Origin of the sequence: Novosphingobium sp. AAP83 (genome assembly GCF_001295795.1) — a bacterium.
Lineage (GTDB): Bacteria > Pseudomonadota > Alphaproteobacteria > Sphingomonadales > Sphingomonadaceae > Novosphingobium.
Genome location: NZ_LJHY01000077.1, coordinates 1 through 22488, shown reverse-complemented (window position 1 = coordinate 22488; position 22488 = coordinate 1). Strand labels below are relative to the sequence as shown.

The window sequence follows — 22488 nt, the reverse complement described above, 5'->3', positions numbered from 1 at the left end:
ATCTGCATCGCCGCAACCGTCATCTTCTGGCTCAATCAATGAGTCCTGAGCCTAGCTCAAGCGCGCTTGCATCAACTTGCAAAGAAACGGGCTGCGCTCAAATTTCAAGAATGACGTGAATCCATCTGCAATTATCAATTTTTTCAATCTTCGCAATACGATCAGCAAATGTTGCTTAGATCAATTTGATTTCTGTTTTCAACTTCATTGCAAGTATGATTGTATCGGTTAGGCCGGAGCTACAGCACGCAAAAATAGCCTCTACCACGTCGGGTGCACAGATTTCGGCAAACCTCTGAATGCGCCGACAAGTTGCCGCGTGCTACGGAGGGAATTCATGTTACGCCTAGGATATGGTGAAAAATACGTTTGAAAAAGATGCTCTCCGGACACACCGGGATCAGCACTTCGAAAATGCGGCACGTATGTCGGCGCTTTCTTGCGGAAACGCGGAACGAAGTTCCAAACCCTCGGTTCTGCAATTGCCCTTCCTTAAGCGCGTCTTTTCGAGGCTGTGCGATCGCCGTAAACCACTCATCGAATAACCCACCAATTGACGATAGCCATTGAGATTTTGCGGGTTGAACGTCCAATAGTTGAGCCCCGGATTAGTCATGCCGTGGAAAATCGATATCGCGCACAAAATCCCAGAACCTTGACAAGACTTAATTTCGCTGTTGAACGCGTACAAAGTGATGATTTTTTTGCAAACATCATTTTGGTATCGAATGCCAAAAATCAAGGTGCCTATCCTATCCCATTCACTTGGTTGGGCACGAAGGCTTGGCTTGAGTGTCATAAACCTCCGATTAACCTCAGAGGCTGACTCATGAAGAAGCGGCGTGATTACAGGCGCTTGCTATTCCGTGGGTGATTTGGTTGACCGATGCAATGAAAAGTCAGGTGGTGCCGCTTTCGATGGTTCGTTCGAAGTCCTTGGCAAGGCGGCGGTTGTGGTTCAGCCATGCGATTGTTCACTCGACTACCCAGCGTCTCGGCAGCAGTTTGAAGCCTTTGGCGGCGTCGGAGCGCTTGATGATTTCCAAGGTCCACGTGCCGATTTTGGTGAGCGCGATGCACAGTTTGTCCCCGACATATCCCCCATCGGCGAAGACGTGACGCAACCACGGTAAGGTCTGGCGGATGCTGGCAAAGACGCCAGCACTGGGTGACGCCTCCCGACCCGCGGCTTCGCGAGCCATCAGTAGCAGCGCGTGACTGATCGACTTCCACACACCCATCGCGCTCCAGCGGTAGAAATAATGCTGCACCGTGGTCATTGGCGGGAACAGGTCCGGTGGCAGCAAGGGCGCAAGGATTTCCCACTCCGCGTCCGTCAAATCGCTGGGCAAAAGCGGGTCTGCTCTGGCATACTGCCGTTGGGTGATATCGGTCCCTATGTGCCGCTCCGTCGTAGCCTCGCAACCACGGCTGAATCACATGTCACCGATATTGCACACCTTCTTTTTCGGCCAGCCGCTTAGACAATGCCTGATGGTGCAAAATATCAGATTATGCGGATTGAAAGCCAGTTCTTCGTACCGTTTTCGTTGTCCAAGTTTCCCCTCGATGATCATAATCTGACAATCGCGGTTGAGGACAGTTTGCGGGGGGCAGAAGAACTGACATATCAAATCGACAGACCCGACACGGGATACAGCCCAACCTTTGCAGTTTCGGGATGGAGCCTGACCGGCTGGACGAGCAATGCGCTCATAAACAAATATGGCAGCAATTTTGGCGACAAGCGGTCATCCCAAGCGTCGCAATTTTCGCAAATGGTCTTCAACATAGGCATTTCCCGTCCTGTCAGCTACTTTGTCTGGAAGCTGCTTTTGCCGTTGGTTGTTGTCCTGTATGGAGCGTGGATCGCTCTCCTGCTCAACCCTGCTTTAACGGAAACCCGCGCTGCCTTGCCTGCCTCGGCTTTGTTGACGACTGTATTTCTCCAACAGTCCTATACCGAATCCCTGCCTGAAACGGGCGGACTGGTGCTCCTTGATGAAATCTACGTAGTTGCCTATGTGCTTATCGTGATCACACTCGCCCGGGTTATCATGAAATCACGCGACGTTGAGCTTATGGACGATGCGCAATTGCGCATTCTGCGCAAAAAAGACGGCGTCGTTCTATCCATGCAGGTGATCGTTTTCGCCATAGCAACACTCTTGATCGTGCTGCGTTGGTAAGGTTAAGCAAATAAATGGCGTACTGCATCTTTTGTCAGGGAAAGGCAGCAAGCCTGTAGTTAAGACATGGCAATCAGCGCGGTCTTTGGCACATGTGTGATGCGGCAGGCCAAGTCCGCCTCACCCGACGCCACAATGAAGCGATCCGCCTTCTCGGCAATGCCTGTGGTGAAAACCACGTCCCGCAGATACAGCAGGCTTTCCATTGAACGCGTGAGCGCTGCATCGGGCTCAAGCAGCGGTAATTGGCTCCCGGCAATGATCTGTGATGGATCGTCTGGATGCAGCAATGACCAGAATGTGCGATAGACGCCGACGATACCGTGTGGCTCCACTCCGTGCCAAAGACTTAACCACCCTTCGAGGCCATTGATTTCGGTCAGGATCGGAGGAGTGCCCCCGCCAATGCGGGCCGTCAGTAGGTTCTGCACGGGCGGACGGATACCGGGGCTGACATAAGGCCGCCAGTGCAAGGCGTCTGGCGAAGTTGCCAGATTGATCGATGGGCCGGAACGCCAGTTGCTGCCGGGGGGATAGGCGAAATAGAGATCACCCAAGGGGCGCGTTTGTGCCCAGTAGTCGCCTTTGATCAGGCCCTCGAAGATCAGCATGTCCTTGTTTTGATGATCCAACACGACGCCTTCGAATTTCCAGTCGAGCCCGTTTTCTGACGAATAGAGCGTTGTGGAATGGCGCTCAGGGCTAACCGAACAGGTTGTCATCAGATAAGCGCCCTCACCCATGTTTGAAATGCGCGCATCCTCGATGCCATAGCACTGGTAGGTGCCCTGTGGCGCAATCGCCTTGTCATAATGGATGGCGATCACGTCCAAACCATCTGCAGTCATCTCAACCGGCAACAGCCACGAAAGCGAGGTAAGCGCCATGACTTTCCATCCTCCGCCATGGAGCATGAATTTGCGCGGATCAGCAGTATCGGCTAATTCCACAGGCCAAGCATCGATCACATAACCGCCATCGTGCCAACGAATGGCATGAACTTTGCCATCCCGAACCGGCGTTCGCAAAGCTTCGGCCACCCGAACCATCAGCAGGATATTGCCGTTCGGTAACACCGTCATGCCCGGGTTGAAAGCGCCCAGCACATACGTTTCTACGCCGAGACACCCAGCCAGTGGTGATCGCTCCAAGTCGACTAGAAACGGCGTAAAAACAAGGCTATCAATCGGAAAGTGGGTCATCGGGCGCGGTGCCTCCTTCGTTATGGAAGGTAAGCTGCCGCGCGAAGTTAGGTTCCCTCAAGCCGTCGCGTCAGGGTTTCCATTCAAGGAAACGCGCCAGCAAGGCAATTCCGTAGGACTGGCTCTTTTCCGGATGGAATTGCACGCCAAGGATATTGTCGCGCGCCACAGCGGCCACAATCCCGCCGCCGTGGTCGCTCATCGCGGCAATGCTGGTGCTTTGTTCGGGAACGAAGTGGTAGGAGTGGAGGAAATAGGCCTCACCGGCTTCGATCAGCTCGGCCCCTGCGTGATTGCGCATCGGCTCGACATCGTTCCAGCCCATGTGCGGCACTTTGATCGTTGCATCGGCCGGTTCGATCACGCGCACTTCGCCAGCGATCCAGCCAAGCCCGTTAGTCACGCCGTGTTCGACACCGCGATCCGCCAGCAATTGCATGCCAACGCAGATGCCAAGGAACGGAGCAGCCCCCACCAGAACACGCTCTTCCAGCGCCTCGACCAAGCCCGGAACGCCGGAAAGCGCGCCGATGCAGTGCCGGAATGCGCCGACACCGGGCAGAACGATTCGATCCGCCGCGCGTACGATACTGGGATCGGCGGTTACGACAACGCCTTCGGCACCCGCAGCTTTCAGCGCATTGGCGACCGAGCGCAAGTTGCCCGCGCCATAATCCACCAGCGCAAGCGTATCAGCCACCGAGGATGCCCTTGGTCGAGGGCACGGCATCGGCCTTGCGCGGATCAATCGCTATGGCCTGACGCATCGCGCGGGCAAAGCCCTTGTAGATGCCTTCGACGATGTGATGATTATTCGAACCGTAGAGATTCTCGATGTGCAGGGTGATGCCCGCCGCTTGAGAGATCGACTGGAACCAGTGTTCGAACAGTTCAGTGTCCATTTCGCCCAAGCGAGGCTGCGTGAACGCGGCCTTCCAGATCAGCACTGGACGGCCCGAGATATCGAGCGCGACGCGGCACAGCGCCTCGTCCATCGGCGAATAGGTGTGGCCGTAGCGGGTGATGCCCTTCTTGTCGCCCAAGGCTTGCGCGATGGCTTGGCCCAGCGCGATGGCGCTGTCTTCGGTGGTATGGTGCTGATCGACATGCAAATCGCCGCGCACACGGCATTCGATATCGATCAGGGAGTGGCGGCTGAACTGCTCGATCATGTGATCGAGGAAGCCGATTCCGGTCTCCACCTGATAGGTGCCTGTGCCATCGAGGTTCACCGACACGGCAATGTCGGTTTCTTCAGTCTTTCGGGTGATCGATCCTATGCGCATAAACGCGCCTATACGCCCCTATTCCTGAGAATCAATCACCGTCCCCACTTGACCCGAACCTTCCCCGAGGCCAGTTGTGACGTCATGAGCGACGCACCTGACAGCATGATCCCTTACGACGAAATAGTGCAAGAGGCGCTGCGCGCGGTTGTTGGCCGCGTTCTGGGTCAAGTTGCGGCGGGCGGCGGCATGCTGCCGGGCATGCACCACTTCTACATCACGTTCAAAACCGGTGCCCCCGGCGTGGACATTCCCCAGCGCCTGCGCGAGCGTTTTCCCGACGAGATGACCATCGTCCTGCAAAACAAGTTCTGGGACCTGAAGGTTGAGGAAGACCGTTTCAGCGTGGGGCTATCGTTCAACCAAATCCCATCAATGCTTCACATCCCGTTCTCGGCGATCACCGCATTTGTCGATCCTGCGGTCGATTTCGGGCTCCAGTTTCAGGCCGTGGTCGATGACGAGGTAGAGCCCGTTGACGCTGCCGAAAACGATTCGCCGGAACAAGGCGATGACAGCACCGTTGAGCGCAGCGACGACGGATCGAACGTAGTCACTGTCGATTTCGGCAAGAAAAAGTAGGGCAGCAGCCCGCGACAAAGGGCAAAGGCATGTTCAAGAAGCGCGGCAAGGCAATCGAGGCGGCCAAAGATGCTGCCGAAAACATGCCTTCTCCCAGTCCTAATCCCGTTAGCCCCAATCCGATAACCAACCTGATCATCGCCGACGTTGCTTTGCGCGCTGGGGCGGCTCTGCTCCGCCAAGGCGTTGAAAAGGGCATTATCGGCGGCAAGCTTGGCACGAAAAAAGCCGGACGGGTGATCAAAGGCCGCACAATGATGCAAACGCTGGTCGGCACTGCAATTGCGCGCGTTGCAACGCGTTCGGTCCCCGGCGCGATTATCGTCGGTGGTGGCATGTTGGCCAAGGCACTTTACGACCGCAAACACCGGGCAAAGGCCGAGGCAGAGGGCACAGCGGTGCTGGATGAACAGGCCAGGCGCGGCAAGAAGAAGTAAGTTTCGAACTTATCCGCACTTGACCGCGCGGGAAGCGATGCGCCACTAGCGCACATGTCTGCGACGATCCCTCATGACGATACGCTCCACCGCCGGGGCCTGATGTTCATCCTGTCCTCGCCTTCCGGGGCCGGCAAAACCACGATTGCGCGCAAGCTGCTCGGCGAAGATACCGAGATTGCAGCGTCTGTTTCGGTTACCACGCGCCCGATCCGGCCCGGTGAGGTTGAGGGGCAGGATTACTACTTCGTCGATCAGGCCCAATTTGACCGCATGGTTGAGGAAAACGCGTTCTATGAATGGGCGACGGTCTTCGGCAATTGCTATGGCACACCCAAGGCGCAAATCCGTGACCGGTTGAAAGCAGGCGGCGATGTGCTGTTCGATATTGACTGGCAAGGCACGCAGCAGCTTCACCAGAAGGCGCAAGCCGACGTGGTGCGCGTGTTCATTCTGCCCCCCAGCCTTGAAGAGTTAAATCGCCGTTTGACCGGACGCGGCACCGATGCCGCTGATGTAATTGCGGCACGCATGGCGCGCGCTCAGGCAGAAATCAGCCACTGGGACGGCTATGACTATGTTGTGATCAACGACGATGTGGACGTCTGTTTTGCAAAAGTGCGCGAGATTCTGGCGGCTGAACGGATGAAGCGCACGCGGCAGACCGGCCTTATCGATTTCGTGCGCGGATTGATGCGGGGCTAAGGCGCAAATCCCTTTCCCGTTCATGTTTCGACTACGCTCGACACGAACGGTTGGGGGAAATCAATGCCCTGATGGGTCAACCGTCTCACTTGGAATCCAGCCGTTCACGATGCCGCCATCAATGGGTAGCGGTGTGCCGACCACGTAATCGCCTGCACGACTGGCAAGGTAGATTGCGCCGCCTGCCATATCTTCCAAAGTGCCAACGCGGCCCGAAGGAATGCCCTTTGACGAGCCTTCTGGGTTTTTAGCGGCAGCCTTGTTCATTTCTGATGGAAACGCGCCGGGGCAAATGCAGGTTACCACGATGTTATCGCGGATCAGCCTTGCCGCCATGCGCTTGGTAAGGTGGACAAGCGCTGCTTTGGACGCCTGATAGCTATAGGTTTCCCAAGGGTTAGGTCGCAGTCCGTCAATCGAGGCGATGTTGATAACTTTGGCCGGTTGATCAGCGCTTGCAGCAGCCATCAACAGGCCATGCAATTTCTGCGTCAGGAAAAATGGCGTTTTTACATTGAGATCCATCACCTTGTCCCAACCGCCTTCGGGGAAGTCTTCAAACTCTGCCCCCCAAGCAACGCCGGCGTTGTTCACAAGGATGTCGATCTTGCCCTCGCGTGCAGCAAGGTCTGCCGCCAACCGCTCCATGCCCTCGACCGTCGAAATGTCCCCCGGCAGTGCGATGCAGCGCTCCCCCAGTCGCGCCGCAGTTTCTGCAACCACCGCAGCCTTGCGCGCGGTGATATAGACCCGTGCGCAGCCCGCTGCGATAAAGCCCTCCGCGATCATCGCCCCAATCCCGCGCGATCCGCCGGTGACAACAGCGACGCGGCCTTCAAGGCTGAACAGTTTGCTGAAATCCATGATCTTAGTATCCGTTCAATTGGGCAACGCGCTCTGCATGGTAGTACTGATCGCCCATAAATTCGGTGAGCGAGCGGTCACGCTTCATGTAGAGGCCGATATCGTATTCATCGGTCATGCCCACGCCGCCATGCATCTGCACGCCTTCGCGCACAGCAAGATTGCAGGCGCGCGCCGCCTTGGCTTTGCCGACCGATACCATCAGTTCGGCCTTTTCCGAACCGCCATCCAGCAATTGCTGAGCCTTGATCACAACGGCAGTGGCGATTTCGAGTTCGGAATAGAGATGCGCGGCGCGGTGCTGGAGAGCCTGAAACTCACCAATCAAGCGCCCGAATTGCTTGCGGGTTTTGAGGTAGGCCGTGGTGATATCAAACGCCCCCTGCCCCACTCCGGTCAGTTCTGCCGCAGCCCCGATGCGCCCGGCGCCGAGCACCTTGTTCAGCAAGCTGCGCCCGCCATCAACATCGCCGATCACGCTATCGCCATCGAGTTCGACATTATCGAACGTGATGTTGCTGGCCATGGCGCTATCGACCAATCGCAGGTTTTCATGGGAAATTCCAGCGGCATCCTTGGGCACGGCGAAGAGGGTGATACCTTCAGCATCGCTGTCGCTGCCCGAAGTGCGCGCGGCAACGATGATGGCCTCTGCCGATGCGCCCTGCACCACAAACGCCTTTGAACCCGAAAGACGGAAGCCGTTGCCCGCCTTTTCGGCGCGGCAGGCGATGCGTTCGGGGCGATGCTTGGGGCTTTCGTCAATGGCCACGGCCAGTACGCTATCGCCCGCGATCACGCCGGGCAGCCAGCGCCCGCGCAAGTCATCCGACCCGCCCGACAATGCGGTGACCCCCATGACCGAGGTGGTCAGGAAAGGCGATGGCGTGAGGTTGCGACCGATTTCCTTGAGCACGATGCCCGCCTCGACATGGCCCATGGCGAGCCCGCCGTCAGCCTCTGCCGCCAGCATGCCTGTCAGCCCCATTTCGGCAAATTGTTTCCACAAGGCGTGGCCGAAGCCATCCTTGCAACCCATGTCGCGGAAGTGGCGCAATTGCGGCTTGATCGCGCCTGCATCGGCCATGAAGCCGGTTACGGTGTCGGCCAGCATGGCCTGATCTTCGTTGTAATACAGCGGCATGGATCAGGCTCCTGGCAGATCAAGAATGCGTTTGGCAACGACGTTGAGCATCACCTCGCTGGTGCCGCCCTCGATCGAGTTTGCCTTTGTGCGGAGCCATGATCGGGCGGGCGTGCCGCCATTGGTGCGTTCGCTATCCCATTCCAGAGCAGTTGCGCCGCCCGCCGACATCAGCAATTCGTGGCGGCGCTTGTTCAATTCTGTACCGGCGTACTTCAGCATATTGGGCTGTGCCGGATGCGCTTTGCCGACTTTGGCTTCATCGAGGAACTTTTCGCCCATCGCGCTAAACGCCAGTGCATCAACATCGAACATCGCCAGTTCTGCCCGCAGGATCGGATCGTCCAGACCATTGCGCGCAACGACCGCACCGATGGCATTCAGGCGATCACCGCCGCCCGCGCCCGAGATCATCTCGCGCTCATGGCCGAGCAAATACTTGGCCACATCCCACCCGCGATTGAGTGCGCCAACGATCTGGTGCTTGGGCACCTTTACGTCGTCAAAGAACGTCTCGCAGAACGGCGAATTGCCACTGATCAGCTTGATCGGTTTGGTGGTGACGCCCGGCGTGGTCATATCGAACAGCAGGAAGCTGATGCCCTGATAGGTGTTCGCCTTGTCTGTGCGAACGAGGCAGAAAATCCAGTCAGCCTTGTCGGCATAGGAAGTCCAGATCTTCTGGCCGTTGACGACCCAGTGATCGCCCTTGTCTTCGCCAAAGGTCTGCAAGCTGACGAGATCGGAGCCTGATCCGGGTTCGGAATAGCCCTGGCACCAGCGAATCTCGCCGCGCGCGATTTCGCCCAGATAGTGCACCTTCTGCTCTTCGGTGCCGAATTTGAGCAGCGCGGGGCCAAGCATCCATATGCCGAAACTGGACAGGGGCGGCCGTGCGCCGATGCGGGCGCATTCCTCGCGCCAGATCTTGGCTTGCGCGGGAGACATGCCTGCACCGCCATAGGCCTCAGGCCAATCAGGCACGGTATAGCCCTTGGCCACGCACGCTTCGAGCCACGCTTTCTGGGCCGGGTTCTTAAATGTGAAGTTGCGGCCGCCCCAACAGACGTCGGCTTCATCGCGCGCAGGTTCGCGCATTTCAGCGGGGCAATTTGCCTCCAGCCATTCGCGGATTTCCTGCCGGAAACCATCAAGGTCTGACATGTTTATGCTCCTCTCGTTAATCGCAAGGTTAAAGCGAGTCACACACCGCTGGCAAGCGCTGAATTTCCCAATAGTCCGGACCTTTCGGGCAAGCCCTGTATGCCGTAGCGTAAACCCGACAAGCGTTGACGGCGGGCGGATCAGGCCTAAGCTGCGTCGAAAATCAGGTCTGGGAGAGACCCCTTGCGATTCAATGGAAAAACAGTTGTCGTCACCGGCGCAGCATCAGGCATAGGCCGCGCCACTGCGCTTGCCTTTTCCGGCGAAGGGGCCATCGTTTACGCCGCCGACATCGACGATGCAGGCCTTGCGGCCACGGCGGCGGCATCGAACGGCACGATCGTGACGGCACGCTGCGATGTGACCCGCACGGAGGACATCAAAGCCCTGATGGACCGCGCCGCTGCCGAAACCGGCGGGATCGATTGCGTGTTCAACAATGCCGGCGCGGGCGGTGATCGCGCAGCCATTGACGAGATCGAGCCCGAAGGCTGGGACCGCACGATGGACTTGCTGCTGCGCTCTGTCGCGTTCGGCATACGCTATGCCGTGCCGCACATGATCGGTCGCAAAGGAGCCTCGTTCGTCAATACATCGAGCGTTGCCGCCATCGGCCCCGGCTATTCCCCAACCGCCTATGCCGTGGCCAAGGCGGGCGTGCTGCACCTGACCAAAGTGGGTGCCGCAGATCTTGCCAAACATCAGATCCGCGTGAATGCGGTGCAGCCCGGCTTTATCAACACCAACATCTTCACAAGCGCGATGGGTATGCCCGAAGACCTTGAGCTTCAGGCCAAGGGCGCCATCGCCGCGATGTCGAAACAAGCGCAGCCGATAGCGCGCGGCGGTCAGGCTGATGATATAGCGAATGCGGTATTGTTCCTCGCAAGCGAGGCTGCAAGCTTTATGACCGGGACATCGCTGCTCGTGGATGGCGGCATCACGATTGGCCCGCGCCACAGTTGGGACCCGGAAATACCCGGCCTGTTCGATGCACTCCAAAAGATGGCGGACGGCGGCAAAGCGGCATGATCCCGATCACAGGACGAGTGCCCACGCGTTTGGCGTTGGCAAACGGTCTGGGCAGCGTGGCTTATGGCGTGAAGGACAGCGGCTTTGCGACCTTTCTGCTGCTGTTTTACAATCAAGTCCTGGGAATGGATGCGTGGCTGGTCAGCCTTGCGCTGCTGATCGCACTGGTGTTCGACGGATTGATCGATCCGCTGATCGGCCACCTTAGCGACCGGACGCGCACCCGGTATGGGCGACGTTTGCCGTTTCTTTACGGCGCAGCGCTTCCCTTGGGGCTGGCTTGGGCGCTGCTCTGGTCTCCGGTGGGTGAGCCGAACTTCTTTGTCCTGCTGTTTTCCGCCATACTGGTCCGCGCACTGGTGGCGATTTGCGAGGTGCCATCGGCAGCGCTGATACCCGAGATTACCCGTGATTACGATGAGCGTACCCGCCTTACCCGCTTTCGTTTTCTGTTTTCGTGGGGCGGCGGCTTGCTGATGCTGCTGATGGCCTATGGCGTGTTCCTGCCAAACGCAATGCTGGCGCGCGATGGATATCGCAACTTTGGCCTGTTTGGCGCGGGGCTAATTGTGGTCTGCGTAAGCATTTCGGCGTTGGGCCAGCATAGGGCTGTAGCAGGCTGGCCGGCCGAGCGCGCGCCTACAAACAAGGGCTTTCTGGCCTCGCTCGGCGAGATTCGCGAGAGTTTTTCGCACCCGGCCTGCCTTTCGGTCATAGCCGCGATTGCAGCAGCTTTGACTGCGCAAGGGATGACCTTTGCGCTATCGAACTACCTCTATCTTTATGTGTGGAAGTTTACGTCCACGGCTTTGCAAGCATTCCCGTTGCTGCTGTTTGCCAGCGTGGTTGGTGCATCGTTGCTGGTGGGCCGTGCCCAAATGCGCTGGGGCAAAGCGGGTACCGTGATGCGGATGGCGCCGCTCGGCATGGTATTTTGGTCGATTCCGCTGATAATGCGATGGCTGGGGCTGTGGGCGCCAGACGGATCGACAGCAGCCATTGCCGCCATGTTTGCCTGCACGTTTGCGTCCAATACGTTTACGGTCACCGGCACGATGACGCTGTGGTCGATGGTGGCCGATGTGGTTGAGGCTTCCGAAGAGCAGACTGGCAGGCGATCTGAAGGCACGCTTTCAGCAGGCGCATTTCTCGCATCGAAATGTGCGGGCGGTCTTGGCGTGTTTGGCGCAGGGTTGATCCTGAGCTTTGCAGGGCTTGCGCCCAATACTTCGCCCGAGGCTGTTTTGCCCGAAGTCACCTACCGGCTAAGCCTTGCTTATGTGGCCTGTATCGCGGTGCTGGCGATCCTCACCATGTTCATTGTTCGGCGGTTTCCGATTGATCGGGCAGGCCATATGGCGCGGCTTGCCCGATTGGATCGAGTGGCGCGCGCCGATCCCGACGCATCAGGGCTGCATCCATAAGGCGGTTCGTCCCACTATTTAATCATTCGCTTAATTTTTACTTGAATTGCCCCCTTCCCCGGTGAACACTACGGTACGGGATTAAGGAGACTGACATGGATTTCGAACCGACCGACCGCCAGAAGTATTGGCGCGATCGTGTCCACCAATTCATCGAAAACCACGTTCGCCCGCGTGAGAAAGACTACAAGGCAGAGCAGGCCACGGGGGATCGCTGGAAAGTTATCCAGACTATCGAAGAGGAAAAGGCCCGCGCCAAGGCGCAGGGTATCTGGAACCTGTTCATGCCGCCGCGCAATGGCGGACATCATCATGTGGATGAGACGTTCGAATTCGAAGGCCTCGGCCTTACCAACCTTGAATATGCGCTTTGTGCCGAAGAGATGGGCCGGATTTCATGGGCGAGCGAGGTATTCAATTGCTCCGCACCCGATACCGGCAACATGGAAGTGTTCCACCGCTATGGCACGGCAGCGCAAAAGGAGCAGTGGCTGCGCCCGCTGATGAATGGCGAGACGCGTTCCGCATTCCTGATGACCGAACCGCAAGTGGCCTCGTCCGATGCCACCAATATCGAGACATCGATCCGGCGCGAGGGTGACACTTATGTCATCAATGGCCGCAAATGGTGGTCTTCGGGCGCGGGCGATCCGCGCTGCAAAGTGGCCATCGTGATGGGCAAGACCGATTTTGAGGCCAAGCGCCATCAACAGCAATCGATGGTGCTGGTGCCCTTGGACGCGCCGGGGGTAAACATCCTGCGCCATTTGCCGGTGTTCGGCTATGATGATGCGCCCCACGGCCACATGGAGATCGAACTCACCGATGTGCGCGTGCCGTTGACGAACATGCTGCTGGGCGAAGGGCGCGGGTTCGAAATCGCGCAAGGGCGCTTGGGACCGGGCCGCATTCACCACTGCATGCGCACGATTGGCGTGGCCGAAGAAGCGCTGGCAAAGATGGCGCGCCGCCTGCAAAGCCGCGTGGCATTCGGCAAACGCGTGTCCGAACAGTCGGTGTGGGAAGAACGCATAGCGCGTGCCCGCATCGATATCGATATGACGCGCCTATTGTGCCTTAAAGCCGCTGATATGATGGACAAAGTGGGCAACAAGGCAGCCGCGCTGGAAATCGCCATGATCAAAGTGCAGGCCCCGAACATGGCGTTGCGTATCCTTGACGATGCCATTCAGGCGCATGGCGGCGGCGGTGTATCCGAGGACTTTGGCCTTGCGCTGGCTTATGCCCACATGCGCACGCTGCGGCTTGCCGATGGGCCTGACGAAGTGCACGCACGCTCGATTGCGCGGATCGAATTCTCGCGCCATTCAGACGTGCTGCAAAGCGACCGTGGCTTGAGTTCTGGCGATCTTGGCGTAGCCCGCTGACGCCAACTGAAGGAAACGACTGATGAAAGCTGCTGTCCTCGTCCAAGCCGGCCATCCGTTGGAAATCCATGATCTGACTGTGGCCAAACCCGGCCCGCACGAAGTGTTGATCCGGACAGCAGCCTGCGGCCTGTGCCATTCGGACCTGCACTTTATCGATGGCGCATACCCCCACCCGCTGCCAGCGGTGCCGGGGCATGAGGCTGCGGGCATTGTCGAGGCGATCGGATCGGAAGTGCGCACCGTCAAAGTGGGCGATGCGGTGGTTACCTGCCTTTCGGCATTTTGCGGGCACTGCGAGTTTTGCGTGACCGGGCGGATGGCGCTTTGCCTTGGCGGCGACACGCGGCGGCAGCCAGGTGATGCGCCCCGCCTGACGCGCACAGATGATGGCAGCGTCGTCAACCAGATGCTCAACTTGTCGGCTTTTGCCGAACAGATGCTGGTGCACGAACATGCCTGCGTTGCGATCAACCCGGACATGCCGCTGGACCGGGCGGCGATTATTGGCTGTGCCGTGACAACCGGTGCCGGTGCAATCTTCAACGCTTGCAAGGTGACGCCGGGCGAGACGGTGGCCGTGGTTGGTTGTGGCGGGGTTGGCCTTGCCACTGTAAATGCTGCGAAAATTGCGGGCGCTGGGCGGATCATCGCGGTTGATCCGATGCCCGAAAAGCGTGCTTTGGCGATGAAATTGGGCGCAACCGACGCGATTGACTCAAGCCCTGAAGCGGCGGCGCAGATTGTCGAGATGACCAAGGGCGGCGTGCATCATGCGATTGAGGCTGTGGGCCGTCCCGCTTCGGGCGATCTTGCGGTCGCTTCGCTGCGGCGCGGGGGCACGGCTACAATCCTCGGGATGATGCCGCTCGGCCATAAAGTCGGGCTTTCGGCGAATGATTTGCTGTCGGACAAGAAGTTGCAGGGCGCTTTGATGGGGAGCAATCACTTCCCGGTCGATCTGCCGCGTCTGGTTGAATTCTATATGCGCGGACTGCTTGATCTGGACAGCATCATTGCAGAGCGCATTCCGCTGTCAGGCGTGAACGAAGGCTTTGAAAAGATGAAACAAGGCCACTCCGCGCGCTCGGTCATCGTGTTCGATTCGTGATCTTGCACCATGGCGAGCAGCCGCACCAAAGTGTTCTTTGATGGCGGCTGCCGCCCCAACCCCGGCCCGATGGAAGTGGCGGCGGTGGTGCGTGGGCAAGTGTTTATCCGCGATGATATTGGCCATGGCGGCAACAGCGATGCGGAATGGGAAGCGTTGTTGCATGCTCTGGAAGTGGCGCAAAGCCTTGGGCTGGAGCACTTTGAACTGCTGGGCGACAGTTTGCCCGTGATTGCGCGGGCAAATGGTGGCGTTCATGGGCGTTCTGATGGCGATTTGGCGCATTATGCGCGTTTTTTGACGCTTTGTGAGACACTTAGGCCTGCGCGGATACGCTGGATCAAGCGGAACCAGAATTTGGCGGGGATTGCGCTGGCTGCGCGGCATGGACGGTAGGTCTGGAAGAAGGGCCCACCCCCGACCCCTCCCGTAAACGGGAGGGGGGAAGAAAAGTTTGAGCCTTAAGCCGCTTCGGCCTTCGCCACGCCGCGTTCGGCGTTGAGGGCTTCGGCGAGGAGGAAGGCGAGTTCGATGGATTGCGCTGCGTTCAGGCGCGGGTCGCAGTGGGTGTGGTAGCGATCGGCGAGGCCTTCTTGCGTGATGGCGACTGCACCGCCGGTGCATTCGGTCACGTCGCGTCCGGTCATCTCGATGTGGATGCCGCCCGCGTGGGTGCCTTCAGCGCGGTGGACCGCGAAGAAGCCCTTTACCTCGGTGAGGATGCGTTCGAAGGGCCGCGTCTTGTAGCCGTTATCGGCCTTGATCACGTTGCCGTGCATCGGATCGCATGACCACACTACGGGATGGCCTTCGCGCTTTACCGCGCGGACCAGCGGGGCAAGGCCTGCCTCGACCTTATCGTGACCAAAGCGGCTGATCAGCGTCATCCGGCCCGCTTCGCGCGAGGGGTTGAGCGTATCGAGCATCTTGAGCAATGCGTCCGGCGTTAGCGACGGGCCGCATTTCATGCCGATGGGGTTGTTCACTCCGCGCAAGTATTCGACATGCGCCGAACCTTCAAAGCGGGTGCGATCACCGATCCACAGCATGTGTGCGCTGGTATCGTACCATTCGCCGGTCAGCGAATCCTGCCGCGTCATCGCTTCTTCGTATTGCAGAAGCAGCGCTTCGTGGCTGGTATAGAAGCTGGTGCCCTGAAGCTGGGGCACGGTGCGCGGATCGACGCCGCAGGCTTCCATGAAATCGAGCGATTCGCCGATCTTGTCGGCCATTTCGCTGAACTTGGTGGCCCAGGGGCTTTTGCCGATGTGATCGAGCGTCCACTGGTGGACCTGACGCAGATTGGCATAACCGCCGGTAGCGAAAGCGCGCAGCAGGTTCAGCGTTGCAGCCGCCTGGCTATAGGCGCGCAGCATCCGTTCGGGATCGGGGATGCGCGATTCCGGCGTAAAATCAATGCCGTTGATGTTGTCGCCAAGGTAGCTTGGCAATTCAACGCCGCCGATGGATTCGACCGGCGACGAACGCGGCTTGGCGAACTGGCCAGCCATGCGGCCAACCTTCACGACAGGTTGCTTGCTGGCGAATGTTAGCACGACCGCCATTTGCAGCAACACGCGGAAAGTATCGCGAATGTTGTTGGGATGGAATTCGGCAAAGCTTTCAGCGCAATCGCCGCCCTGAAGCAAAAAGCCTTTGCCCGCAACTACTTGCGCAAGATCAGCCTTGAGCGCACGCGCCTCGCCAGCAAAGACCAGCGGCGGAAAGCTCGTCAGGGTCTGCTCGACCTCAGCCAGCTTTTCGGCGCTGGGATAAGTCGGCAAATGCCGTCCTTCAAATCCGCGCCATGATTCCGCAGTCCAGTTCTGTGCCACAATGCCATCCTTTCAAGAGGCGGCGACATAAGCCGCGCGAGCGCAAATTGCAAAGGAAGCCTTGCGTTCATTGCAATCTACCGGGCCGATGAACCCTCCTGCTGGAGTGTCCGCCTGTATCAGGGCGCGGTTTTTTCCGGCACTACCATCAAGCGCCAACTCTTGTCGCTGGTCAGGTAGCGTGCGGCCAGCGCCTGCATCCGCTCGGGCGTGGTCTGGCTGTAATCGTTGAGGATCGTGCGGATGGCTGCGATTTTGCGCGGATCGTTGGCCGCTCCTTCCAACTGGTACATATAGAAACCGTTGCCGGTACTGGCGCGGGTGATCAATTGTTTGAGCGGTTCGGTGACCCGGCCAATTTCATCTGCCGTGGGCGGCGTGGTAGCCATATCTGCCGCGATTTTATCAGCCGCTGCGTAGAACGCATCAAAATCGGTGGGCCGCAGTTGCACTGTCGCCGAGATATATCCGCCTGATGGCAGATCGAGCGGCCAGCTTGATCCCACTTGCGGGGCATAGCTGGCACCGGTCTTTTCGCGCATCGCATCAAACAAGCGATTGTTGAAAATCTGCGCGAGGATTTCGAGCTGGCGGCTTTCGCGCACGCCGGCTTGCCCGCCGCCGGTTGGCCAAGCGACCACGGCTGCCGCTTGCCCCGGATCGCCGCGATGGGTGAGGACGAGCGGTTCTGCATTATGCGCCGGGATATTGGGCGCAAGATCAGACGCTGGCGCAGCACTGCGGGGAGCCAAGGCGCCGAAGGTTTTTTCAAGCGCGGCAAGCGCCTGTTCGCGGTTGAAATCGCCGAACATGTCAATTTCAATCGGGCCCTGCGCCACCAGGGGTTCCCACGTGGCGCGGAAGCCTTCGGGCGTGACCTTTTCCAGTTCCGCCGGATTGGGCGTGGCATAGCGCGGATCGCCATCGCGCAGCAGCCACGTTAAATCGCGGCCCAGCACGGCTGTGGGCGAGGAATTGTAGCTTTCATATTGCAGCCGGGCCGCCGCCTTGGCGCGCAGTACGGGGTTCGGGTCCCAGCGCGGCGTGGCCAGCTTGGCCGCCATCAGATAGAGCTGGTCTTCCAGATCGGCAGGGCGCGTATCGGCCGACATGCGGAAGGCGGTATCATCGATATCGAAATCGAGGCTGAGCTTGCGGCCCGTGGCCAGCCGATCAAGATCATCGCGCCCCAGTGCGCCGATGCCGCTATCCATCAGAGCCACTGCCCCGATCCGGCCATAGACCGCATCTTGCGGACGGATGGCGCCATAGCCGCCGCCAAAGCGGGCCTTGACGATGATGCGGCCCGGTTCGGCATCGTTGGGCCAGAGCAGGACTTTGACCCCGTTGGACAATTCGATGTGTTCGATCCCCAGCAGGCCGATAGGCCGCGCCGATGCAACGGTGCCGGGTGTGCCGACGGGGGGCAGATCGGAAAACTTGAGCGAATTGGCCGCAACCCGGCTGCCCGATGCAGCATCGACCCGCGCGGTAAGTGCGCTGCGCAGGGCGGTTTCATCGGCCTCACCCGCCTTTGGCGTGATCATCATCGGGCGGATGACGGTGCCCTGAAACAGCTTGCGGGTGCTGGCCAGCACCGCTTCGGGTTTGAAGCGGGGGATCGATTGCTTGAAGATTTCGTAGACCGTATCGGGATTGGCCACGGTTTCGCGGATATCGACAGCGTTCACGATATCATCAGCAGCTTTTGATCCGGCGATGGTCGATTGCGTTTCCACGCCCACTTTGAACGCCACTTCGAATTCGGCCACTTCGCGATCGATTTCGGCCTGCGATGGCGGCGTGGCCAATGCATCGGCGATAACCGAGCGCACATCGGTGACGGCGCTTTTCCAATCATCGCCAAGCGGCGTGACGGTGACAATGGTGGCATCGGCCGATCGCGAAAGCTCTTGCTTCATTTCATCAACCGAGGCGACCAGATAGCTGCCGCCGCCACGTGCGCGGCCTTCAAGGCGGCGGTTGATCAGCGCCAGTGCGAGGCGATCCACCATCAGGCCCTGATTGTAGACGATAGTATCGTTGACTTTGACCCATGGCCGCAGAATCGCCCAATTGACGATGCGCGGAAGATCAGGCTCGACCAGCACTTTAGCCTCGCCTACAGGATTGGCAGGATCCAGACCGGCGGGGGCAATGGGCTTGCCGAAATCAGGCTGGAGCGGCTTTTTACCAGCCACTTTCCAGCCGCCGAACCACTGTTCAATCCGGGCGATCAACGCTGCGGGATCGGCATCGCCTGCGACCACGATCACGGTGTTATCAGGGCGATACCACTTGCTGTGAAAGGCTTTGACGGCGGCTGCATTGGCTGCCTCAAGCGTTTCTACCGTGCCGATGGGATTGCGCGAGGCAAGCAACTGCCCTTTGAAAAACAGATCGCGCGTCTGATCGAGCACGCGGGACTGGGCGCTGGTGCGTTCTCGCATTTCGGCCAGCACAATCGGCACTTCGGTTTTCACGCCGCGATCGGTGAAAATCGGGGCCGTGATCATTCCGGACAGCAGCTTGAACGTCTCGTCCAGCTTTTCGGGCGAGGCTTGCGGAATATCGAGTTTGTAGACGGTCTGCGTCGGGCTGGTTTCAGCGTTGGTATCGCTGCCGAAGGTTGCACCCAAACGCTGCCAGGTGGGGATCGTTTCGCCTTCTTTCAGGTATTTCGATTCGCGGAAGGTGAGGTGTTCAAGCAAATGGGCATAGCCACGCTGGGCATCGGTTTCATACATCGAACCGGCATCAACCAGCACACGGATCGACACCTGTTCGGGCGGCACACCATTATGGCGCACGGCATAGCGGATGCCATTGGGCAGGACGCCGAAGGTCCACGCCTTGTCCTGCGGAACGTCCGAGCCTTTGTAAAGCCACGGAACCTCAGGCTTGCCGGAAGCAGGGGCAGGCGCGCGGGCATCGAGCGGGGCCGCCGACAACAGCAACAGGGGAAGAAGAAGGCCAAGGCGCCGGGCGCGCAAAACAGGTGATCGCATCGCCCGACTATAGGTGACCTTGATATGAAGGACTAGTGAATAGACCTGCGAATTTTCGCCTTATTCGGGGCTTTGTTGTGCAGAAGGCTGCACAGCTTGCGCTACGCGCATCGCTTCAATTTCGGCTGCGGTCTTGAATTCGAGCAGTTCGACTTGAAAAACGAGATCGGAATTTGCGGGAATCGGACCAGATTCCTGAGCGCCATAACCCAAAGCAGCGGGCACGCAGAAACGCCACTTGCTGCCCTTGGCCATCAATTGCAGGCCTTCGGAAAAACCGGGGATGACACCTTCGACAGGGAACGCTGCCTGCATGCTTTGATCGAATACTGCGCCGGTGGCTGCAAGATAACCGATGTAATTGACCAAGGCGAAATCGGCCTTTGCAGGCTTTGCCCCTTCTGCGGGGGTGAGGTTCATGGTGCCAAGGCCGCTTGGCGTGATGGCGTTACACAGGCGCTGCGCTTCGCCAACGATGGGGTTCAGCGGCAGCGGGATGGCCTGCGCCGAAGGTGCGACCGGCTTGGGCGGCGTTGCAGCGCCGGTGGGCATTGCAAAAGCGGCAAGAACAACAGGGGCGGTGCGGCAAAGCGCGTTGAAAAACGTGATCATGCCGTCACGCATAGTGGCTGAATTGGGGTTGCGCTATGCGCCAGGTGCCAGATTTCCCCTAAAAGAGGGCTGCGTTTTATGAATACGACGCATTTCGTCCACTTGACCCTGCTTGCAGCAGGTCTAAATGCAATGCATGTTTATCGAAACCGAAACCACGCCAAACCCCTCCACGCTCAAGTTCCTGCCAGGGGAACTGGTCATGGCCACCGGAACGCGCGAATTCACATCACCCGAAGCTTCCGAAGCATCACCCTTGGCGCAAGCGCTATTTGATCTGGGTGATGTAACGGGTGTGTTCTTCGGACGGGATTTCGTTTCGGTTACCGCAGCGCCGGGCGTTGAATGGGCCAGCCTCAAGCCGCAAGTATTGTCGCTGTTGCTGGATCACTTCGTGGCGCAAGCGCCGTTGTTTGTGACAGGCACTGCCGCCGGGATTGCGGTTCCGGCTGATGGGGATGATGAGTTTAATGATGATCCTGCCGATGCAGAAATCATCGATCAAATCAAAGACCTCATCGAAACGCGGGTGCGCCCGGCAGTGGCCAACGACGGCGGCGACATCATTTATCGCGGCTTCCGCGAAGGTGTGGTTTACTTGCAGATGCAGGGGGCCTGTTCGGGTTGCCCGTCATCCAGCGCAACGCTGAAACACGGCATTGAAAGCTTGCTCAAGCACTATGTGCCCGAAGTGAGCGAAGTGCGCGCTGCCTGACGCGATGCGGACTTTGGTGATCGACAGCGCGACGGAAAGTTGTTCGGTCGCGCTGATCGACGATGGCGTGCTGATCGCGGGCGAATGCGCGGTATTGGGCCGTGGCCATGCCGAACGGCTGGTGCCGATGATCGCCAACCTGCCCGACAAAGGCCGCGCCGATGTGATCGCGGTGGATATCGGCCCCGGCAGTTTTACCGGTATCCGCGTGGGTCTTGCCGCTGCGCGCGCCCTCGCCATGGCGTGGGGCGCAAAGCTGCGAGGCTATGAAAGCATGTGGCTGGTTGCAGCCATGGCGCAAGCCGAACACCCCGGACTGCCGGTGGATGTGTGCATGACCGGCGGGCATGGCGAATGGTTCTTCCAACCGTTCGGTGCTGATGGCAGCCCTTTGGCAGCACTGGCCTCGCTTACGCCCGAAGAAGCGGTGTCGCGCTCGGCAGGACAGGTCATCGCCGGAAATCAGGCTGCGGCCTTGGCCCAAGGCCGCCCGCAAAAGCTGGCGCTGGCTGTGCTGCCCGATGCGCGTTGCTTGACCTTATTGACGGCTGCGGCGTTTCATGATGACCCCCGGCCAAGTTATGGCCGCGCGCCCGACGCACGCATGCCTGTAACTGTATGACGCATATGATGTTTGCGCCAACCGATGACATCGACAGAATTATGTCAGTCATGGAGCGTGCTTTTCCACCTGAATACGGCGAAGCGTGGAACCGCAGGCAAGTTGGTGGTGCGATGATTCTCGGAAATTGCCGCTACGGTCTGATCGGGCCGGACGGTAGTGACGATCTTCGACCCGGAACAGATACCGCCGGTTTTTTCATGAGCCGGAGCATTCTGGACGAAGAAGAGCTTTTGCTATTTGCCATCGCTCCACAATATCGAAGAAATGGTTTAGGCCATCAATTGTTAACGAAGTTCATCGCACAATCACGTACAAACGGGATGGCACGTATCTTCCTTGAGATGCGCAGGGATAACCCGGCGGCTTATCTCTATGCAGCCCATGGTTTCAAGGAAATCGGTGTTCGTCCAGCCTATTACCGCACATCAATGGGCCGTCAGATTGATGCAATCAGCCAGGAATTGGTGCTCAAGGATTAACGCGATACTTTCCGTAATTCCACATAGTGCAACCTTCGAACAAAAAAATAATCACCTATGGTTGTATCTTTTATAGACTCGACTATAAATGGTGATCCAAATCACCATAGTTATCTTGAGAAAACCCAAGACTCGGCAAGAGCAAAACAAAAAAGGTTGGTTCGCAATGAGTGAAGTACAAATCGATATGCGTGAAACGTTGATCACCCTGACATCGGACATCGTTGCTGCACACGTCAGCAATAACAGCGTTGCTGTTAGCGATCTGCCTGTGCTGATTTCGAACGTCTACACCGCCCTTGCCGGCCTTGATACGCCTGTTGTGGCTGAAGAGCCGATGCCGGAGCCCGCTGTATCGATCCGCTCTTCGATCAAGAACGACCACATCGTTTGCCTTGAAGACGGCAAGAAGCTCAAGATGCTCAAGCGTCACCTTTCAACGCGTTACAACATGACGCCTGACCAGTATCGCACGCGCTGGAACCTGCCTGCCGACTATCCAATGGTCGCACCAGCCTATGCCGAAAAGCGCCGTGAACTGGCCAAGAAGATCGGCCTTGGCCGCAAGCCTGCGCCAAAGCGTGGCCGCAAGCCTGCTGCTGCCTGATCCGCAGACAACACCGGCTGCGCAAATTGATTGTGCAAGGTTGAAAAATCGGCCCGCCGCTCTATAGAACGGCGGGGGG

General features: G+C 58.6%; 23 protein-coding genes and 1 pseudogene. 13 read left to right on the top strand and 11 right to left on the bottom strand.

Annotated elements, in window-relative coordinates; genetic code table 11:
- Positions 1-400: 400 nt before the first annotated feature.
- Positions 401-799: a hypothetical protein gene (locus IP81_RS20820; RefSeq protein WP_157573354.1), complete on the bottom strand. Its 399-nt coding sequence runs from the start codon at positions 797-799 to the stop codon at positions 401-403.
- Between the two features lie 28 nt (positions 800-827).
- A pseudogene (locus IP81_RS19380) lies at positions 828-1400 on the bottom strand (transposase).
- A gap of 87 nt (positions 1401-1487) precedes the next feature.
- On the opposite strand from IP81_RS19380, the gene IP81_RS19375 reads away from it, so the two are divergent.
- Positions 1488-2189 (top strand): hypothetical protein, encoded by a 702-nt coding sequence (locus IP81_RS19375; protein WP_054109644.1) that lies wholly within the window; start codon positions 1488-1490, stop codon positions 2187-2189.
- 59 nt (positions 2190-2248) lie between these two features.
- Here the strand turns inward: IP81_RS19375 and IP81_RS19370 are convergent, their stop codons facing one another.
- The 3 genes from IP81_RS19370 to hisB all read right to left on the bottom strand — a co-directional run bounded on the left by IP81_RS19370 (position 2249) and on the right by hisB (position 4677).
- Positions 2249-3391, bottom strand: a complete 1143-nt coding sequence (locus tag IP81_RS19370; RefSeq protein WP_054109643.1) for a glycosidase — start codon at positions 3389-3391, stop codon at positions 2249-2251.
- Between the two features lie 70 nt (positions 3392-3461).
- Complete coding sequence (hisH, locus tag IP81_RS19365) at positions 3462-4091, bottom strand: imidazole glycerol phosphate synthase subunit HisH (RefSeq protein ID WP_082356328.1); 630 nt, start codon at positions 4089-4091, stop codon at positions 3462-3464.
- Positions 4084-4677, bottom strand: a complete 594-nt coding sequence (gene hisB / locus IP81_RS19360) for an imidazoleglycerol-phosphate dehydratase HisB (protein WP_054109641.1) — start codon at positions 4675-4677, stop codon at positions 4084-4086. Before hisB ends, hisH begins: the two co-directional genes overlap by 8 nt.
- Positions 4678-4761: 84 nt before the next feature.
- On the opposite strand from hisB, the gene IP81_RS19355 reads away from it, so the two are divergent.
- Genes IP81_RS19355 through gmk form a run of 3 tightly spaced genes read left to right on the top strand, consistent with a single transcriptional unit; the run spans position 4762 to position 6401 of the window.
- Complete coding sequence (locus IP81_RS19355) at positions 4762-5259, top strand: SspB family protein (RefSeq protein WP_054109640.1); 498 nt, start codon at positions 4762-4764, stop codon at positions 5257-5259.
- A gap of 29 nt (positions 5260-5288) precedes the next feature.
- Positions 5289-5696, top strand: coding sequence for a hypothetical protein (locus IP81_RS19350; RefSeq protein WP_054109639.1), 408 nt, complete (start codon positions 5289-5291; stop codon positions 5694-5696).
- A 54-nt stretch (positions 5697-5750) separates the two neighbouring features.
- On the top strand, positions 5751-6401 hold the full coding sequence (gene gmk, locus IP81_RS19345) for a guanylate kinase (RefSeq protein WP_054109638.1): 651 nt from the start codon (positions 5751-5753) through the stop codon (positions 6399-6401).
- Positions 6402-6461: 60 nt separating this feature from the next.
- On the opposite strand, the gene IP81_RS19340 is transcribed toward gmk, so the two are convergent.
- From IP81_RS19340 to IP81_RS19330, 3 genes are read right to left on the bottom strand one after another with little or no spacing between them, the layout of a single operon-like run.
- Entirely contained in the window at positions 6462-7265 is an 804-nt protein-coding gene (locus tag IP81_RS19340; protein ID WP_054109637.1) for an SDR family NAD(P)-dependent oxidoreductase, read from the bottom strand.
- A gap of 4 nt (positions 7266-7269) precedes the next feature.
- Positions 7270-8409 (bottom strand): acyl-CoA dehydrogenase family protein, encoded by a 1140-nt coding sequence (locus IP81_RS19335; RefSeq protein ID WP_054109636.1) that lies wholly within the window; start codon positions 8407-8409, stop codon positions 7270-7272.
- Positions 8410-8412: 3 nt separating this feature from the next.
- Positions 8413-9573: an acyl-CoA dehydrogenase family protein gene (locus IP81_RS19330; RefSeq protein ID WP_054109635.1), complete on the bottom strand. Its 1161-nt coding sequence runs from the start codon at positions 9571-9573 to the stop codon at positions 8413-8415.
- A gap of 183 nt (positions 9574-9756) precedes the next feature.
- Between IP81_RS19330 and IP81_RS19325 the strand changes: the two genes are divergently transcribed.
- The 5 genes from IP81_RS19325 to IP81_RS19305 all read left to right on the top strand — a co-directional run bounded on the left by IP81_RS19325 (position 9757) and on the right by IP81_RS19305 (position 14924).
- Complete coding sequence (locus IP81_RS19325) at positions 9757-10605, top strand: SDR family NAD(P)-dependent oxidoreductase (protein ID WP_197274714.1); 849 nt, start codon at positions 9757-9759, stop codon at positions 10603-10605.
- On the top strand, positions 10602-12029 hold the full coding sequence (locus IP81_RS19320) for an MFS transporter (RefSeq protein WP_054109633.1): 1428 nt from the start codon (positions 10602-10604) through the stop codon (positions 12027-12029). The genes IP81_RS19325 and IP81_RS19320 overlap by 4 nt, the downstream gene beginning before the upstream one ends.
- A 95-nt stretch (positions 12030-12124) precedes the next feature.
- The gene (locus tag IP81_RS19315) at positions 12125-13417 is read left to right on the top strand and encodes an acyl-CoA dehydrogenase family protein (protein WP_054109632.1); all 1293 of its coding nucleotides are present in this window, start codon (positions 12125-12127) and stop codon (positions 13415-13417) included.
- A gap of 22 nt (positions 13418-13439) precedes the next feature.
- Positions 13440-14528 (top strand): Zn-dependent alcohol dehydrogenase, encoded by a 1089-nt coding sequence (locus IP81_RS19310; protein WP_082356327.1) that lies wholly within the window; start codon positions 13440-13442, stop codon positions 14526-14528.
- A gap of 9 nt (positions 14529-14537) precedes the next feature.
- Positions 14538-14924 carry a reverse transcriptase-like protein gene (locus IP81_RS19305; RefSeq protein ID WP_082356326.1) on the top strand — a complete coding sequence of 129 codons (387 nt, stop codon included), beginning with the start codon at positions 14538-14540 and terminating at the stop codon, positions 14922-14924.
- A gap of 65 nt (positions 14925-14989) precedes the next feature.
- Here IP81_RS19305 and IP81_RS19300 read toward each other — a convergent pair whose 3' ends face one another.
- The 3 genes from IP81_RS19300 to IP81_RS19290 form a co-directional block, all read right to left on the bottom strand.
- Positions 14990-16363, bottom strand: coding sequence for a class II 3-deoxy-7-phosphoheptulonate synthase (locus IP81_RS19300; protein ID WP_054109630.1), 1374 nt, complete (start codon positions 16361-16363; stop codon positions 14990-14992).
- Positions 16364-16482: 119 nt separating this feature from the next.
- Positions 16483-19371 carry a pitrilysin family protein gene (locus IP81_RS19295; RefSeq protein WP_054109629.1) on the bottom strand — a complete coding sequence of 963 codons (2889 nt, stop codon included), beginning with the start codon at positions 19369-19371 and terminating at the stop codon, positions 16483-16485.
- Positions 19372-19431: 60 nt separating this feature from the next.
- The gene (locus IP81_RS19290; RefSeq protein ID WP_054109648.1) at positions 19432-19983 is read right to left on the bottom strand and encodes an FKBP-type peptidyl-prolyl cis-trans isomerase; all 552 of its coding nucleotides are present in this window, start codon (positions 19981-19983) and stop codon (positions 19432-19434) included.
- 136 nt (positions 19984-20119) lie between these two features.
- Between IP81_RS19290 and IP81_RS19285 the strand changes: the two genes are divergently transcribed.
- The 4 genes from IP81_RS19285 to IP81_RS19270 all read left to right on the top strand — a co-directional run bounded on the left by IP81_RS19285 (position 20120) and on the right by IP81_RS19270 (position 22409).
- A complete protein-coding gene (locus IP81_RS19285; protein WP_054109647.1) occupies positions 20120-20698 on the top strand; it encodes a NifU family protein in 579 nt (192 codons plus the stop codon).
- 4 nt (positions 20699-20702) lie between these two features.
- Positions 20703-21320 (top strand): tRNA (adenosine(37)-N6)-threonylcarbamoyltransferase complex dimerization subunit type 1 TsaB, encoded by a 618-nt coding sequence (gene tsaB, locus IP81_RS19280; protein ID WP_054109628.1) that lies wholly within the window; start codon positions 20703-20705, stop codon positions 21318-21320.
- Positions 21317-21802, top strand: coding sequence for a GNAT family N-acetyltransferase (locus IP81_RS19275; protein WP_231627136.1), 486 nt, complete (start codon positions 21317-21319; stop codon positions 21800-21802). The genes tsaB and IP81_RS19275 overlap by 4 nt, the downstream gene beginning before the upstream one ends.
- A 166-nt stretch (positions 21803-21968) precedes the next feature.
- A complete protein-coding gene (locus IP81_RS19270) occupies positions 21969-22409 on the top strand; it encodes a MucR family transcriptional regulator (RefSeq protein ID WP_054109645.1) in 441 nt (146 codons plus the stop codon).
- Positions 22410-22488: the final 79 nt, after the last annotated feature.

Excerpts from the sequence above, each read along its gene's own strand:
- IP81_RS20820 (WP_157573354.1), bottom strand. The coding sequence starts at position 799 with ATGACACTCAAGCCAAGCCTTCGTGCCCAACCAAGTGAATGGGATAGG.
- IP81_RS19375 (WP_054109644.1), top strand. The coding sequence starts at position 1,488 with ATGCCTGATGGTGCAAAATATCAGATTATGCGGATTGAAAGCCAGTTC.
- IP81_RS19370 (WP_054109643.1), bottom strand. The coding sequence starts at position 3,391 with ATGACCCACTTTCCGATTGATAGCCTTGTTTTTACGCCGTTTCTAGTC.
- hisB (WP_054109641.1), bottom strand. The coding sequence starts at position 4,677 with ATGCGCATAGGATCGATCACCCGAAAGACTGAAGAAACCGACATTGCC.
- IP81_RS19355 (WP_054109640.1), top strand. The coding sequence starts at position 4,762 with ATGAGCGACGCACCTGACAGCATGATCCCTTACGACGAAATAGTGCAA.
- IP81_RS19350 (WP_054109639.1), top strand. The coding sequence starts at position 5,289 with ATGTTCAAGAAGCGCGGCAAGGCAATCGAGGCGGCCAAAGATGCTGCC.
- gmk (WP_054109638.1), top strand. The coding sequence starts at position 5,751 with ATGTCTGCGACGATCCCTCATGACGATACGCTCCACCGCCGGGGCCTG.
- IP81_RS19340 (WP_054109637.1), bottom strand. The coding sequence starts at position 7,265 with ATGGATTTCAGCAAACTGTTCAGCCTTGAAGGCCGCGTCGCTGTTGTC.
- IP81_RS19335 (WP_054109636.1), bottom strand. The coding sequence starts at position 8,409 with ATGCCGCTGTATTACAACGAAGATCAGGCCATGCTGGCCGACACCGTA.
- IP81_RS19330 (WP_054109635.1), bottom strand. The coding sequence starts at position 9,573 with ATGTCAGACCTTGATGGTTTCCGGCAGGAAATCCGCGAATGGCTGGAG.
- IP81_RS19320 (WP_054109633.1), top strand. The coding sequence starts at position 10,602 with ATGATCCCGATCACAGGACGAGTGCCCACGCGTTTGGCGTTGGCAAAC.
- IP81_RS19315 (WP_054109632.1), top strand. The coding sequence starts at position 12,125 with ATGGATTTCGAACCGACCGACCGCCAGAAGTATTGGCGCGATCGTGTC.
- IP81_RS19310 (WP_082356327.1), top strand. The coding sequence starts at position 13,440 with ATGAAAGCTGCTGTCCTCGTCCAAGCCGGCCATCCGTTGGAAATCCAT.
- IP81_RS19305 (WP_082356326.1), top strand. The coding sequence starts at position 14,538 with ATGGCGAGCAGCCGCACCAAAGTGTTCTTTGATGGCGGCTGCCGCCCC.
- IP81_RS19295 (WP_054109629.1), bottom strand. The coding sequence starts at position 19,371 with ATGCGATCACCTGTTTTGCGCGCCCGGCGCCTTGGCCTTCTTCTTCCC.
- IP81_RS19290 (WP_054109648.1), bottom strand. The coding sequence starts at position 19,983 with ATGATCACGTTTTTCAACGCGCTTTGCCGCACCGCCCCTGTTGTTCTT.
- IP81_RS19285 (WP_054109647.1), top strand. The coding sequence starts at position 20,120 with ATGTTTATCGAAACCGAAACCACGCCAAACCCCTCCACGCTCAAGTTC.
- tsaB (WP_054109628.1), top strand. The coding sequence starts at position 20,703 with ATGCGGACTTTGGTGATCGACAGCGCGACGGAAAGTTGTTCGGTCGCG.
- IP81_RS19275 (WP_231627136.1), top strand. The coding sequence starts at position 21,317 with ATGACGCATATGATGTTTGCGCCAACCGATGACATCGACAGAATTATG.
- IP81_RS19270 (WP_054109645.1), top strand. The coding sequence starts at position 21,969 with ATGAGTGAAGTACAAATCGATATGCGTGAAACGTTGATCACCCTGACA.